Origin of the sequence: Actinophytocola glycyrrhizae, assembly GCF_042653545.1 — a bacterium.
In the GTDB taxonomy this organism is placed as follows: Bacteria; Actinomycetota; Actinomycetes; order Mycobacteriales; family Pseudonocardiaceae; genus Actinophytocola; species Actinophytocola glycyrrhizae.
Map to the genome: position 1 here is coordinate 494,169 of NZ_JBHSIS010000020.1, position 12,376 is coordinate 506,544.

General features: G+C 69.7%; 14 protein-coding genes and 1 pseudogene. 8 read left to right on the forward strand and 7 right to left on the reverse strand.

The features are described from left to right. Positions 1-37: 37 nt before the first annotated feature. Positions 38-1,315, reverse strand: coding sequence for an ATP-grasp domain-containing protein (locus ACFPCV_RS30480; RefSeq protein ID WP_378060056.1), 1,278 nt, complete (start codon positions 1,313-1,315; stop codon positions 38-40). A 201-nt stretch (positions 1,316-1,516) separates the two neighbouring features. On the opposite strand from ACFPCV_RS30480, the gene ACFPCV_RS30485 reads away from it, so the two are divergent. The 4 genes from ACFPCV_RS30485 (at position 1,517) to ACFPCV_RS30500 (ending at position 5,465) form a co-directional block, all read left to right on the forward strand. Then, on the forward strand, positions 1,517-1,852 hold the full coding sequence (locus tag ACFPCV_RS30485; protein ID WP_378059891.1) for a hypothetical protein: 336 nt from the start codon (positions 1,517-1,519) through the stop codon (positions 1,850-1,852). A gap of 104 nt (positions 1,853-1,956) precedes the next feature. Further along, entirely contained in the window at positions 1,957-3,603 is a 1,647-nt protein-coding gene (locus ACFPCV_RS30490) for an AMP-binding protein (protein WP_378059892.1), read from the forward strand. A 56-nt stretch (positions 3,604-3,659) separates the two neighbouring features. Further along, positions 3,660-3,962 carry a DUF3817 domain-containing protein gene (locus ACFPCV_RS30495; protein ID WP_378059893.1) on the forward strand — a complete coding sequence of 101 codons (303 nt, stop codon included), beginning with the start codon at positions 3,660-3,662 and terminating at the stop codon, positions 3,960-3,962. A 276-nt stretch (positions 3,963-4,238) separates the two neighbouring features. Beyond that, entirely contained in the window at positions 4,239-5,465 is a 1,227-nt protein-coding gene (locus ACFPCV_RS30500; RefSeq protein WP_378059894.1) for a cytochrome P450, read from the forward strand. A gap of 72 nt (positions 5,466-5,537) precedes the next feature. Here ACFPCV_RS30500 and ACFPCV_RS30505 read toward each other — a convergent pair whose 3' ends face one another. From ACFPCV_RS30505 to ACFPCV_RS30530, 6 genes are all read right to left on the reverse strand, one after another. Next, on the reverse strand, positions 5,538-5,708 hold the full coding sequence (locus tag ACFPCV_RS30505) for a hypothetical protein (RefSeq protein WP_378059896.1): 171 nt from the start codon (positions 5,706-5,708) through the stop codon (positions 5,538-5,540). Positions 5,709-5,732: 24 nt separating this feature from the next. Continuing rightward, on the reverse strand, positions 5,733-5,915 hold the full coding sequence (locus ACFPCV_RS30510; RefSeq protein ID WP_378059897.1) for a hypothetical protein: 183 nt from the start codon (positions 5,913-5,915) through the stop codon (positions 5,733-5,735). After that, positions 5,912-6,949 (reverse strand): fatty acid desaturase family protein, encoded by a 1,038-nt coding sequence (locus ACFPCV_RS30515; protein ID WP_378059898.1) that lies wholly within the window; start codon positions 6,947-6,949, stop codon positions 5,912-5,914. The genes ACFPCV_RS30510 and ACFPCV_RS30515 overlap by 4 nt, the downstream gene beginning before the upstream one ends. Before the next feature lie 254 nt (positions 6,950-7,203). Further along, a complete protein-coding gene (locus ACFPCV_RS30520; protein WP_378059899.1) occupies positions 7,204-7,962 on the reverse strand; it encodes a GAF and ANTAR domain-containing protein in 759 nt (252 codons plus the stop codon). A 28-nt stretch (positions 7,963-7,990) separates the two neighbouring features. Further along, a complete protein-coding gene (locus ACFPCV_RS30525) occupies positions 7,991-8,728 on the reverse strand; it encodes a GAF and ANTAR domain-containing protein (protein WP_378059900.1) in 738 nt (245 codons plus the stop codon). A 5-nt stretch (positions 8,729-8,733) separates the two neighbouring features. After that, positions 8,734-9,174, reverse strand: a complete 441-nt coding sequence (locus ACFPCV_RS30530) for an STAS domain-containing protein (RefSeq protein WP_378059901.1) — start codon at positions 9,172-9,174, stop codon at positions 8,734-8,736. A gap of 670 nt (positions 9,175-9,844) precedes the next feature. Here ACFPCV_RS30530 and ACFPCV_RS30535 point away from each other — a divergent pair. The 4 genes and pseudogenes from ACFPCV_RS30535 to ACFPCV_RS30550 all read left to right on the forward strand — a co-directional run bounded on the left by ACFPCV_RS30535 (position 9,845) and on the right by ACFPCV_RS30550 (position 12,276). Next, complete coding sequence (locus tag ACFPCV_RS30535) at positions 9,845-10,006, forward strand: hypothetical protein (protein ID WP_378059903.1); 162 nt, start codon at positions 9,845-9,847, stop codon at positions 10,004-10,006. Positions 10,007-10,252: 246 nt separating this feature from the next. Next, positions 10,253-10,546, forward strand: a pseudogene (locus ACFPCV_RS30540) (fatty acid desaturase); the annotation flags it as partial. Positions 10,547-10,556: 10 nt separating this feature from the next. Continuing rightward, entirely contained in the window at positions 10,557-11,078 is a 522-nt protein-coding gene (locus tag ACFPCV_RS30545) for a DUF309 domain-containing protein (protein ID WP_378059905.1), read from the forward strand. A gap of 328 nt (positions 11,079-11,406) precedes the next feature. Continuing rightward, positions 11,407-12,276 carry a hypothetical protein gene (locus ACFPCV_RS30550; RefSeq protein ID WP_378059907.1) on the forward strand — a complete coding sequence of 290 codons (870 nt, stop codon included), beginning with the start codon at positions 11,407-11,409 and terminating at the stop codon, positions 12,274-12,276. Positions 12,277-12,376 lie beyond the last annotated feature (100 nt).

Genomic DNA, 12,376 nt, shown 5'->3' on the forward strand with positions numbered 1-12,376 from the left:
GCGCCATGCGTTCGCCCGGCAAGGATTCGGCGGACTTTTACCTCGGCTCGATCTCGAACCGCACCAACTTGTCGGCCTCGGCGTAGATGTCCATCAGGTCCTTCTCGTCGTCGAACCCGGCGACGAGGAGGTTGACCGCGAAGATCTCGTAGTCGTCGGTGATCAGGTCGCCCGGCGCGACGGACCGCACGACGCGGAGCACGTCGGGCAGGTCGGCGACCTCGTCGAGGCCGTGCACCGCCCGCAGGCGGCCGGTGCCCTCCGGGAACAGGGTGAGGGTGGCGAGCGGGATCGGCAGCTTCGGCTCGGTGCGGATGGCCGGCACGCCGCGAGCCAGCCCGATCACCTCGGCCGCGGTGTTCACGCCGGTGCGCAGGTCGTAGAGGGTGCCCATGATCTGTCCCGCCGGCCGGCAGTTGATCTCCACGACCGTCGGGCCGAGCACCTCGTCGACGATCACCTCCACGCACGCCACGGTGTTGTCCAGCCCGACCGCCAGCACCGCGTTCGTGACCGCCGCGCCGATGTCGCGTGCGAGGCCGGGGTCGAGGTCGACGGGCGGGCTGACGAACCCGCGCTCGAAGAACCGGTCGTCGACGAAGAACTTGTCCACCAGCGGGAGCAGCTCGACCTCACCGTCGCGGACGATCAGGTCGAGGGTGTACTCGTGGCCGCGCAGCAGGCCCTCCACGAGGAACGTGGTGGCGGGGTCGATCGGGGTGGCGCCGGTGAGCTGGGCGGTGTAGAGGTGGCGCAGCTGCGGGGCGTCGAACAGCCGGTCAGCGATCGTGCGGTAGGCGGCGGCGAGCCCGTCGACGGTCGACACCCGCTCGACGAGGTGGCTGCCCGCGCCGTTGACGGGCTTGACCACCGCGGGCAGCGGCACCGCCGCGGCGACGGCCGCGGCCTCGGCGGCGTCGTGGATGAGGGCGAAGGGCGGGGTGGACAGCCCGGCGGCGGCCATGGCCTGCCGGGTCGCGAACTTGTTGCGTGCGGCGGCGAGTCCGGCCGACGGGGTGCGCCCGATGCCGAGCAGCTCCGCGGCCCGCGCGGCGGCGACGACCGCACCGTCGGAGGAGGAGTACACCGCGCCGAGCCGGTGCCCCGCGCTCACCTCCCGCGCGGCGGCCGCGAGCAGGCCGGGATCGGTCGGGTCGCCGACCACCACGAGGCGGTCGGCGAGGCCGGACAGCTCCACCCGTTCGTCGTCGGTGACCGGTCCGCTGACCACACCGGCAAGACAACCGGCCGCCCGGATCGTAGCCACCGTCTGCGCCACCCACGTCGTCCCCGCGTCCCGGACGACGACCACCATCTCCCGCACCGGGCACACCCTAGTTCCTGACGGTCCCCCCTGGGGGCGGGATCGGCGACCGCTGTCGACAGCCAGGCACGACCGGTGCGATGGGACTCCCGCCCGCTGTCGGCCGAAAGCGGTGAACGCGCCGCCGGAGGTCGCACCCGTATCACCGGCCCGGCGGTTTTCCGCGGCCTCACCACCTCATACCGTGCCGATATGACTGTCGAAAAGCTGTCGGCGGTGTTACTCGCCACCGCGGCCACTTTCGTGATTACCGCTACCCCTGCCAGTGCCGCCCCGTCCTACCCGTGCGACAGCATCATCTTCAACGCCTGCTTCTACTCGGAACCGGCGTTCCACGGGACCGAATATCGGACCACGATCTATTATCATGGTTGTTACACAATCCCGCCGTCCCGCTCGTACCACACCAACGTGACCGCGACCGTGTACTCGGAAAGCGACTGCACCGGGCAACAGGCCGAAATCCACGGGTACTTCGGGTTCGACATCGGTTTCAGCGCGTCGAGTTACCGCTATCCGGCGGAGTGACCTTCGCGTCCGGTCCGGTACAGTCCGTCGTCGTTGAAACGGAGCAGGCACGTTCTCCGTGCCGGTCCGACTCGCTGACCCGGAATGTCGCGGAGGCCGCAGGAGTGACGTCCCTGGTTCGACTGGCGGCCGACCCCGAGCTGGCGCGCCGTTACCGGAGCAACGGCTGGTGGCGGGACACGACGTTCCTCGACGACGTGGCCGAGTGGGCGCGAACGCGTCCGGACGACCCGGTGCTGGTCAACGGGCGTACCGGCGACGGCACGGTGCGCGTGGTGTCCTACCGCGAGTTCGACCGGCTGGTCCGGCGCATCGCGGGCGGCCTCGTCGACTTCGGTGTGCGCACCGGTGACGTGGTCGCCTTCCAGCTTCCCGACTGGTGGGAGACCGCGGCGTTGTTGCTGGCGTGCGTGCGGGTCGGTGCGGTCGCACAGCCGATCGTGCCGCAGCTGCGGGCACGGGAGATCGAGCGGGCGCTCGCCAGAACGGGTGCGCGGGTCTGCGTCACGGTGGACAGCTGGGCCGGTTACGGTCACGCGCGGGCACTCGCGGAGATGGCGCCGCGACTGCCGGGGTTGCGGCAGCGGGTCGTGTACGGCGACGCCGAGGACACCGGCGCGGTGGACTTCCACGACTGCTTCGTCGACCGGCCGGACCCGGATCTCTCCTCGTTGTCGCCGGTGGACCCCGACCAGCCGTCGATGGTGTTGTTCACCTCGGGCAGCACCGGTGAACCCAAGGGTGTGCTGCACACCTGCAACACGATCTACGCGGGCGCCAGCGGGTTCATGGCCGCGGCGGTCGGCGGACCGGGGATGGACCGGGCGGCGACCACGATGCGGGTGAGCCACATCGCGTGCCCGCTGTGGGCGGTGTTCGGGGTCCTGTTGACCGGCGGCACCGGCGTGTTCCAGGATGCCGCCGATCCCGGCCGGATGCTCGACCTGATGGCACAGGCGGGCACGACCCGTCTGCTGACCTCCGCGCCCACCCTGGCCGCGCTCGTCGCCGCCCAGCGCGAGCGGCCCCGCGAGCTGCCGTCGCTGCACACCGTCATGGCCGGTGGCACCACGGTGCCGCCCGGCCTGGTGCCGACGGTGCGGGACACGTTCGGGGTGCCGCTGCGCGCGGTCTGGGGAATGACCGAGAACGTCGTGGGTACGGCGGTGCGCGCCGACGACCCACCGGACTGGTCGGCCCACAGCGACGGCAGGCCGTTGCCAGGGCTGGAGGTGCGCGTGGTCACCCCGGACGTCGAGGGCACCACCGGGGCGCTGCAGGTGCGTGGCGCGTCGATGTGCGTCGGCACCATCACCGACGACATCGAGCGGATCTCGACCACCGGCACCGGACACGGCGACTGGTTCGACACCGGCGACCTCGCCCGCGCGGACGGCCGGGGCGGCATCCGCATCGAGGGTCGCGTCGCCGACCGCGTCTACGACCTGAACGCCGAGGTGATGATCCCGGTGCGGGACGTGGAGGAGGAGTTGCAGCAGCACCCCGGCGTCAAGGACGTGGCGATCATCAGTCGCGTGGACGGCGCGCGGGAGCACGTCTGCGCTGTCGTGGTCCCCGGCGGCGAGCCCCCGACGCTCGAGGAGCTGCACGACCACCTGCGCGCCGGTGGCATGACCGAGTCGTACTACCCCGACCGGCTGGAACTCGTCGACGAGCTGCCCCGTGACCCGCTGGGCAAGCTGCGCAAGCACCAACTCCGCGCGACGTACGACGCCGGGTCGCCGCCATGACCGAGCAGGGGACACCCGCCGCACGCCTGGGCGAATTGTCCTACTAGGGTCGGGTCGTGTTGACCGATCCCGTCGCCCGGTTCCGTGTGCTCTCGCTGGTCGAGGGCTGGTCGTTCGTCGTGCTGATCCTGTTCGGGTCGGTGCTGAGCCGCGTCTCGGACATCGACCTGGTGCTGCCCCTCGGCATCGCGCACGGCGCGCTGTTCACCGCGCTGGTCGTGGCCATCCTCACCGTCCGCCGCGTGCTGGACTGGAACATGCGCACGACCCTGCTCGCGCTGCTGGCGGCGGTCCTCCCGTTGGGCCCCTTCGTCTTCCACTACGTCAAGCGCGACGAGCTGCGCACCACCGCCGCCTGAGGTCGCCGGACTCGCAGACCGGACGACGACGGCATCCCGTTCCCTGGTCTCGTCGGGCACCCGCGGCTTGGACGCATCGGCTCGCCGGTCGCCTTCGGGAGGTGGGACTGGTGTCCTTCGCGGTTGCGGCGAGTGGCCCGCCTGCCGGGATTCCCACGAGCTCCGGCGCCGGAAAAGATCCCCGAATTCCGGGCACAATCAGCCAATCATCGTATTCCGGTGCCCAACGGCATGCGGCATGGTGGTGGAGGGGGACGCTCCGAGCGGAGGCAACAAATGTCAACTCCGGCGAACGGTACGTCGATCTCACCTGATATTCCGTTCCTCGACGTCGTCGATCAAGAATTCCACTTCGACGCGCCGGAGGTGGTCGAGGCGCAGGAGCGCAGCTGGTATGCGAACAGCCCCATCGGCACCCTCGTGCTGCGCTACGCCGAGGCGCGGGACCTGTTGCGGGATCCGCGTCTGGAGCACAACGGCAAGCGCTACCTGGAGATGAGCGGCGTCGTCGCCGGGCCCATCCACGACTGGTTCGTCCCGATGATCGTCAACCAGGACGGGGAGGACCACCGGCGGCTGCGCGGTCTGGTGAACAAGGCTTTCACGCCGCGGATGATCGACGGGTTGCGCCCGTTCATCCGGGCGAAGGCGAACGAGCTGACCGATCACCTCGCGTCGGTCGACGTCTGTGAGTTCGTCGAGGAGTTCGGGAACCCGTTGCCGCTCGCGGTCATGTGCGAGCTGCTCGGCGTGCCTGCCGAGGACTACGACACGTTCCGGGTGTGGACCGCGGACGTCGGGCTCGTGTTCAGCCTGGCGCACGGCGGCGACATCCCCCGGCGGGTCGAGAACGCGCTCGTCGGGCTCAACGGGTACGTCGACGCGCTGATGGCGGACAAGTCGGCCGCACCGGCCGACGACCTCATCTCCGCGTTGGTCGCCGCGCAGCGCGCGGACAACGGCCGGGTCAGCATGGAGGAGCTGCGCAACCTCATCGTCACGCTGGTGTTCGCCGCGCACGACACGACCCGCCACCAGCTGGGCAACGCGATGGTCGCGTTCGCCGCGCATCCCGGCCAGTGGCGGTTGCTCGGCAGCCGGCCCGAGCTGGCCGCCCAGGCCACCGACGAGGTGATCCGCTGGATCCCGTCGGCGGCGACGGTGTACCGGTTCGCCGCCGCGGACTTCGAGTACCGGGGCGTGCGGTTCGCCAAGGAGACGTTCTTCATGGTGTGCGTCGGCATCGCGCAGCGCGATCCGCGGGTCTTCCGCGACGGCGCGACGTTCGACATCAGCGTCGCCGGACAGGCGCCCGCCCTCCAGTTCGGCGCAGGCCCGCACCACTGCCTCGGGGCCGCGCTGGCCAGGGTCGAGGTCGCCGAGGTCCTTTCCGTGCTGGCAGGCAGGCTCGGCCCGCCGGTCGTCGCCGCGCCTCTCAGCTGGCGCCCGCCCATCGGGATCCACGGCCCGGAACCGCTTCCCCTGCGGTTCGGCGCGAGCTGAGACGGTGGGCCACCCCTCGCATCGGGATGCGGCACCCGGACCGGGCCGCGGTCGGCGACCCGGTCCGCCGGTTCAGCGTGTGGACGGCCGCCGCAGGGACTTGCGCCGGATGCCACCGATCACGGCTGTTCCGATGAACAGCACGATACCGATGATGCCCAGCCACATCAGTCCCTCCATGGCGAACCCGACGATCGAGACGATGAGCCACGCCGCCAGCAGTACGACTACGAGAATCAGCATGTGTGCCTCCACGGTTTGCGAAATTCACGTGATGTGGACCAGTGCCTGTCGGGCAGGGCTAGGGGACGTGGTTTCGTGTCGGCCGGCCTCGCGGACGTAGCCGCCCTCGGTTTCCCAGCGCTGCTCCGGTATCCGCTGCTCCGGTCGGCCCGGCGCCGGGGGAGCGCTCGGGTTCGTCTCCAGGCGCGGATCGTCATCGTGGGTCATGCCTTCGCCTCCTTCGGCTGCCGGAGTGGGGCGCCCGCGTCACGCAGGTGGCGCAGGACGTGGGCGTAGGAGCGCAGGAGCCCGCATTGGGCGTAGTCGATGCGGTGGCGGTCGCAGAAGTCCTGGACGAGTACCTGGGCCCGGCGCAGGTTGGGGCGCGGCATGGTGGGGAACAGGTGGTGCTCGATCTGGTAGTTGAGTCCGCCGAGGACGAAGTCCACCCAGCGGCCGCCGCGGACGTTGCGAGAGGTCAGGACCTGTTTGCGGAGGTAGTCCAGCTGGTGGCCGGGTGGCAGGGTCGGCATTCCCTTGTGGTTGGGCGCGAAGGAGCATCCCATGTAGACGCCCCACAGCCCCTGGTGCACGGCGATGAACGCCAGCCCGGTCAGCGGCGACAGCACGGTGAACACGGCGGTCAGGTACGCGGCGAGGTGTGCGCTCAGCAGACCCGCTTCGAGTACGCGTGCCCTGCCGTCACCGCGCCAGAGGTGCCTGACGCTCGACCAGTGCAGGTTCAGCCCTTCGAGCAGCAACAACGGAAAGAACAGGACAGCTTGGTGCTTGGCCATCCAGCGCACCACCCCGTGCTTGTTCCGTGCCTGGTCGCGGGTGAAGGCCAGTGCGGGGATGTCGAGGTCCGGATCGTCGTCCTCGTGGTTGGGGTTGGCGTGGTGCCGGGTGTGCTTGCCGACCCACCAGTCGTAGCTGATCCCGACCAGGCCGCCGTGCAGGTAGCCCAGCACGTCGTTGGCGCGACGGCTGTCGAGGATCTGCTTGTGGCCCGCGTCGTGACCGATGAACGCGAGCTGGGTGAACACGACCGCGAAGAACGCCGCGGTGAGCAGCTGCCACCATGAGTCGCCGATCACCACGAACGCCACCCAGCCGGCGGCGAACACGGCCAGGTTCGCCACGATCCTGGCCACGTAGTAGGCGCGCCGCCGTTCGAGCAGACCGGCGCCGCGGATCTCCCGCGACAACGTCGCGAAATCACCGTCCCGGTTGCGCTGTCGCCTCGGAGTCACAGAAGTCATCGTCGCTCCACTCCGCCGTTCGGTTCGAGTTCGCCAATCCCGAGCACACGGAGCGACCGTCGGCAGGTGAGCATCTTTGATCACCATCTGTCACCGGCCGTGGACGACTCAGGACTCCGCCGGGGTCTGGGGCGGCGCGCCTCCGGGATTCCCGTGGACCGTCGCTCCCAAACGTGTACGGATCTTCGCCGGGTCGGTGGGATGTCCGGACCGGCCGTCGCGCGGTCGTCAGGTCCGGCGGCTCGCCGCGCCGGTCATGTCCTGGGTTGCGCGGCGGGTCCGGGGCGCGGCCCCTTCGGAACCTGGTTGTCGTCGAGCGTTCCGTCGATGACCTGTGCGGCGACGTCGCTGAGCCGGCGGTTGTTGCTGCGGGCGTAGGCACGCATGACCTGGAAGGCCTCGTCGATGTGCAGGCCCGCGCGTTGGGCGAGGACGCCTTTGGCCTGTTCGAGCTGGACGCGGCTGCTCAGTGCCGTCTGCAGCTGGGTGGCGAGTTGCTCGCTGGCGGCGATGGCGCGTTCCTGGATCAGCCCGACGGTCGCGACGTCGGCCATGGCCTGGCCGATGCTCAGATCGGCCTCGGTGAGCCGGCCGGGCTTGAGCCGGAACAGGTTCAGCGCGCCGATGGTCTCGGCGCGCAGGCGCATCGGGAGTGCCTGCGCGGAGTGGAACCCGAGACTCTGCAACTGGTCGGTGAACGCGGGCCACGAGGTGCGCATCGCGGGCAGGTCCTCGCGGGCCACGGGGCGGCCGGACCGGTAGCAGTCCAGGCAGGGACCTTCGTTGTTCTGCAGTTCGTAGAGTTCGAGCAGGCGGGCCTCCTCGGCGGAGGAGGCCATCACGTGCATGCCGCCGTGGGAATCGGCCAGCATGATCCCGGCGGCGTCGGCGTCGAGGAGTTCGACGCTGCGGATGGCCAGCGTGTGGAGGAAGTCGATGACGTCGAAATCGGCGACCAGAGTGTCGGCCAGGCTCACGAACGTGCTGGCGAGGAGTTGTTCCCGGCTCGTCATGAGCCCACCGCCTGTGTCTTGTTGGGGGTCATGACCGATCGCGCTGTGTGGTGGTGCCCGGTTCGCCGTCGAAGCGCAAGCGTCGGTCGACCACGTCGGCGGCGACGGCCGACACCGTCTGTCCCGAAGCGTACGCGTGCGCACGTAGTCGCAGGAGTGCCTCGGCGAGGCTGACACCGAGTTGGATCGTGATCATCCCGGTCGCCTGGTGGACCTTGGCCTGGCTGTCGATCGGCCCGGTGAGTGCGGGGTCGTCGCTCCCGTGCCCAGCGTGGTCCTGCAGGTGCAGGACCACGCTGGTGGCCGCGTCCGCGAAGGCCAGTGCGTCGGCGAGTTCGGGTGCGGTGAGCGGTCCCGGGGTGTCGCGGTAGAGGTCCAGGACACCGACCCGGATGGCGCCGACCCGCAGCGGGAACGCGAAGACGGCGTGCACCCCGGCATCGAGCGCGGCGGCTCCGAACCGCGGCCACCGGGCCGACCCGGCTGCCGCGAGGTCCGGCTGAAGCACCGGACTGCCGCTGTTGGACGCCACCACGCACGGCCCTTCTGTGAGGGCGAACTGCAGTTCCTCCAACTGCCGGGCTCGTCCGTCGGTGGCGGCGAGCACGACTCCGCTGGGTCCGTCGGCGGTCATCAACGCCACCCCGACACCGCTGACCGGCAACACCGCGAGGCATTCCGCGCACAACCGGGTGGGCAGTGTGCCCTGCTCACCCCCGCGGTCGCTGATCACCGACAGGATCTCGGCCACTCTGGTACTACGCACGTGCGCTATCCGTCCGGTCCGCAGCCGGCACGCATCAGTGCGTGGACGAGGTCGTGGCTGACGTCGAACACGCCGTCCATGCCGGTGATCGTCAGTGGCAGCAGCACCGGGCGGGTGGACGCGACCAGGCGCAGCGTGACGCCCGCCGCAGTGGCCACGGCGCAGGCGTTCACCAGCACGGTGAGACCGGCCGCTCCGAAGAAGCTGACCCCGGTCAGGTCGACGATCACGTGCGGGACGGTGTCCCGCACGAGCGGGAGAAGGTGGTCCTGCAACTGTGTGCTGGTGAGCATGTCCACTTCGCCGCGCACCGTGAGCACGGTCGCGGCGGGCGGGGCGGGATGTGAGGTGACGGTCAACGGCTGGGTAGCCGGGCGAGGGCGTGGCGGGACGGTGGCTGTGAGTGGGAGATGGTCGCTGGACACGTGCAGGAGGGCGGTGGTCACGGCTTCATCTCCGGGGCGTTTGCTCACCGACTGTCCGGCCGGGAATGATCACCGGCTCGAGCCGGGAACAGGTGGGTGGTGGCGGACGCACCGCCATGGCCGTGGTCGTGAGGCTTCCGGATCGAGGCCGCGCCCGGCACCGGGAGCATGTGCGCGCGGATCCGGTCGATCAACATGTCGGCTTCGGCCGAGGTGAACAGGCCCACCCCCACAGCACGCAGGATTGTCGCGACCGTGCTCTGATGAGGTTCCGCGATCCCCGCGACCGGACCGGCCGGGCCTGGATCGATTTGTGCCATGAGGGTCCCTCGGTCGGTTGTACTCAAACCGGGGTCCCGGGCGTGTTGCTTGCTACGTTACGCCCCTTCACCGGAAGGCGCTCCCCCCGGGCGGTTCGGGAAGCCGCCGCGGGGGAGTGGCACTCTGCGCTACCCGGGCGGTCCCGATCACACCAGGCCCGTCCCGTCGAGCCAACGGGCTTCGGCTTCGGGCGTAGGGTGAGGTTGTCGCTCCGGCCCGGGTGGTTTCGTTCGCCGCAGGCAGACGTCCCACTTTGTCGCGGTCATCCACCCAAGGGCAGTCCACTGAGACTCCATCCACCACAACCCGCAGGACGGGGCCACTCATGCAGCGAACCGCGTCGTACCGAACCGCCGACGACCGTCTTCTGTTGGAGGAGCCCACCGCGGTCTTCCGGCTGACGCCGCGCTGTGAACGGCGCCCGGCGGAGCTCGGTGTGCCAGCCGGGAAGCAGGTGCGGGTGGAGCTTCGCGACGTCGACGGCCATCTGCTGGACTCGCTGACCTTCATCGTGCCGTCGGTCGACGGATAGCGGAACCGGATCCGTCGACCCCCTCACAGCCGATTCTCGGCACATCGGTGATCAGCGGGCGTAGGATGAAACCGGACCGATGACACCCATCTTCGAGGTGCCGGCTCGTGACACGAGGCCACCCAAGTCCCCGGTGCCGCTCGACGCACCCAGAAGGCGGTGGCGCGGATGACGTCTCTTGGTACCTTGCCAACGGCACCGGCCGGCAGCCGGGACGGCGAGCTGTCCCAGCTGGTCAGGAAACCTGCGGTGGCGTTCATCCTGGTGCACCAGTGTCTCTGCGGTGTCTACATGGGATGCTCGTTCGCCCCGGGGAACAAGGGCATGCCGACGATCGCGGCCGGACAGAAGGTCGACTTCCCGCGCGGGCAGGTGCTCACCTCCCGCAACGTCCGAGGTGGCAGGCGGGTCGACTTCACCATCGGCGCGCTGAACCACCAGGTCGAACATCACCTCTTCCCAAGCATGCCCCGGCCGAACCTTCGGCACGCCCAGCCGATCCACGCCGTCGGCGCACCGCTGCGGCTGGCCAACCGCTGACACACGACAGATGAGAGACGGTGCGATGGACTCGGGCGACAACGGCAGGAGAGCCGACCGCGATCGCGACGCGGCCGGTCACGCCCGCAACGAGCGCCCGCGCGACAGGCTTGGCAGGCCACTGCCGCGCGGGGTACCGGGCGTCCCGCGCCAGCCGGAAGGTGTGGTCCGGACACCCGACGAAACGCTTCTCGAGGCGCAACGGCTGCTTGACCTCGGCATGCCGTTCCACGCGCACGAAGTGCTGGAGGACGCCTGGAAGAGCGCACCCGAGGCGTCGCGTGGGCTGTGGAAAGGTCTCGCACAGCTGGCCGTCGGCGTCACACACGCGGCCCGCGGCAACGTCGCGGGCGCGGGCGCCTTGCTCACCCGCGGTGCCGACAACATCGAGCCCTACGAGGGCGCGCCTGCCTACGGTCTCGACATCACGGCGCTGCTGCGATGGGCCCGTGGCCACGCCGCCGCCATCGCGGACGGCGCCGCCCAGGTACCTGTCCTGCACCTCCGAAATGGGCCACCCCATCCGGGTTGAGCCGGAGTTCGGAAAACAAACAGGTATTCCGAGCGGGGTGAACCGCTGAGTTCGTGCCGATAATCGGCGCATCACCCATTCGAGGGGCTGGGTGTCTGTCTTCCGGGTTGAAGAGGTAAACTCCTGATGTTACCCAAGACCCCGGTCAGCTGACCTGCACGCGAAGATCGCGAACGCAGATCACGAGCCGGGGTCTTTTGCGTGGACGAAAGCGCACGCATTCCGTTCGCCAGTCGAGTTGACGGATGCGGCCGCTGCCCGCGTTGTATCTTCCGCCTGCGCGCCGCGCTGCGGAGCCACCTATCCTGTTCCAGGAATCGAAGTAGCCATGCGAAGAATCCGTAGTATTGCCCAGGCCCTGTTCGGGGCGACCATCGTGGCAGGCGGCATGATCGCGGTCAGCCCAGTGGCGCAGGCCATCACCATCCCCGTGGCGTGCGGCGAGAACGCTCTGGTCGCGGCGGTGAACCTGGCCAACTCCACCCCCACTTCGGACACTCTCGTCCTGGCGGGTGGTTGTACCTATCGCATGACCTCCAGCCATGGGGGCGCCGCGAACGCGCTGCCGGTGATCACCACCCCGATCGAGATGATCGGCCCCGCCACCGTCACCAACGCCTCGTTGCTGGGGCTGGGGATGTTCCGGATCGCCGAGGTCGGCCCCACCGGCAGCCTCACGCTCACGACCGGGGTCGCGTTCACCCGGGGCAACGTGCTCGGTCACGGGGGCGGCATCCTCAACCGCGGTGCGGTCACCCTGACCGGAAGCACCCTGACCGGCAACACGGCGTCGGGGAACGGCGGCGGTCTCGCCAACGTGGACACCCCGTCGGGCACCGCGCCTGCCGCGACGTTCACCAACAGCCCGCTGTCGGGCAACCTGACCCTGCTGGGCAGCGGCGGCGCGATCTACAACGGTCTTCGCGGCACGCTGACGGTCACCGGCGTTTCCGGCAGCCCGTTGTTCGTCACCGGCAACAGCGCGGGCCGGGGCGGCGGAATAGCCGCGGTCGACTCGACCGCGACGACCCTCACCCAGACCGCCGTGACCGACAACCACGCGCTGCTGCTCCTTGGCAACTCCGGTGGCGTCTACCGCCAGGGCGGCACCATGACCACCACCAACTCACCCATCACCGCCAACACCCCGAACAACTGCGTCGGCAGTGCTCCCGCCGTCCCCAACTGCACCGGCTGACGGGCGCGCCGGCGAGGGCCAGCAGCCTGGGACCTTCATGGGCAGTGTCCTCGTCAGCGGCCTTGATCCACCCGGCCTCCGCCAGCCCTCACCGGCAGGC

Excerpts from the sequence above, each read along its gene's own strand:
- ACFPCV_RS30515 (WP_378059898.1), bottom strand. The coding sequence starts at position 6,949 with ATGACTTCTGTGACTCCGAGGCGACAGCGCAACCGGGACGGTGATTTC.
- ACFPCV_RS30505 (WP_378059896.1), bottom strand. The coding sequence starts at position 5,708 with ATGCTGATTCTCGTAGTCGTACTGCTGGCGGCGTGGCTCATCGTCTCG.
- ACFPCV_RS30510 (WP_378059897.1), bottom strand. The coding sequence starts at position 5,915 with ATGACCCACGATGACGATCCGCGCCTGGAGACGAACCCGAGCGCTCCC.
- ACFPCV_RS30500 (WP_378059894.1), top strand. The coding sequence starts at position 4,239 with ATGTCAACTCCGGCGAACGGTACGTCGATCTCACCTGATATTCCGTTC.
- ACFPCV_RS30485 (WP_378059891.1), top strand. The coding sequence starts at position 1,517 with ATGACTGTCGAAAAGCTGTCGGCGGTGTTACTCGCCACCGCGGCCACT.
- ACFPCV_RS30480 (WP_378060056.1), bottom strand. The coding sequence starts at position 1,315 with ATGGTGGTCGTCGTCCGGGACGCGGGGACGACGTGGGTGGCGCAGACG.
- ACFPCV_RS30545 (WP_378059905.1), top strand. The coding sequence starts at position 10,557 with ATGAGAGACGGTGCGATGGACTCGGGCGACAACGGCAGGAGAGCCGAC.
- ACFPCV_RS30520 (WP_378059899.1), bottom strand. The coding sequence starts at position 7,962 with ATGACGAGCCGGGAACAACTCCTCGCCAGCACGTTCGTGAGCCTGGCC.
- ACFPCV_RS30550 (WP_378059907.1), top strand. The coding sequence starts at position 11,407 with ATGCGAAGAATCCGTAGTATTGCCCAGGCCCTGTTCGGGGCGACCATC.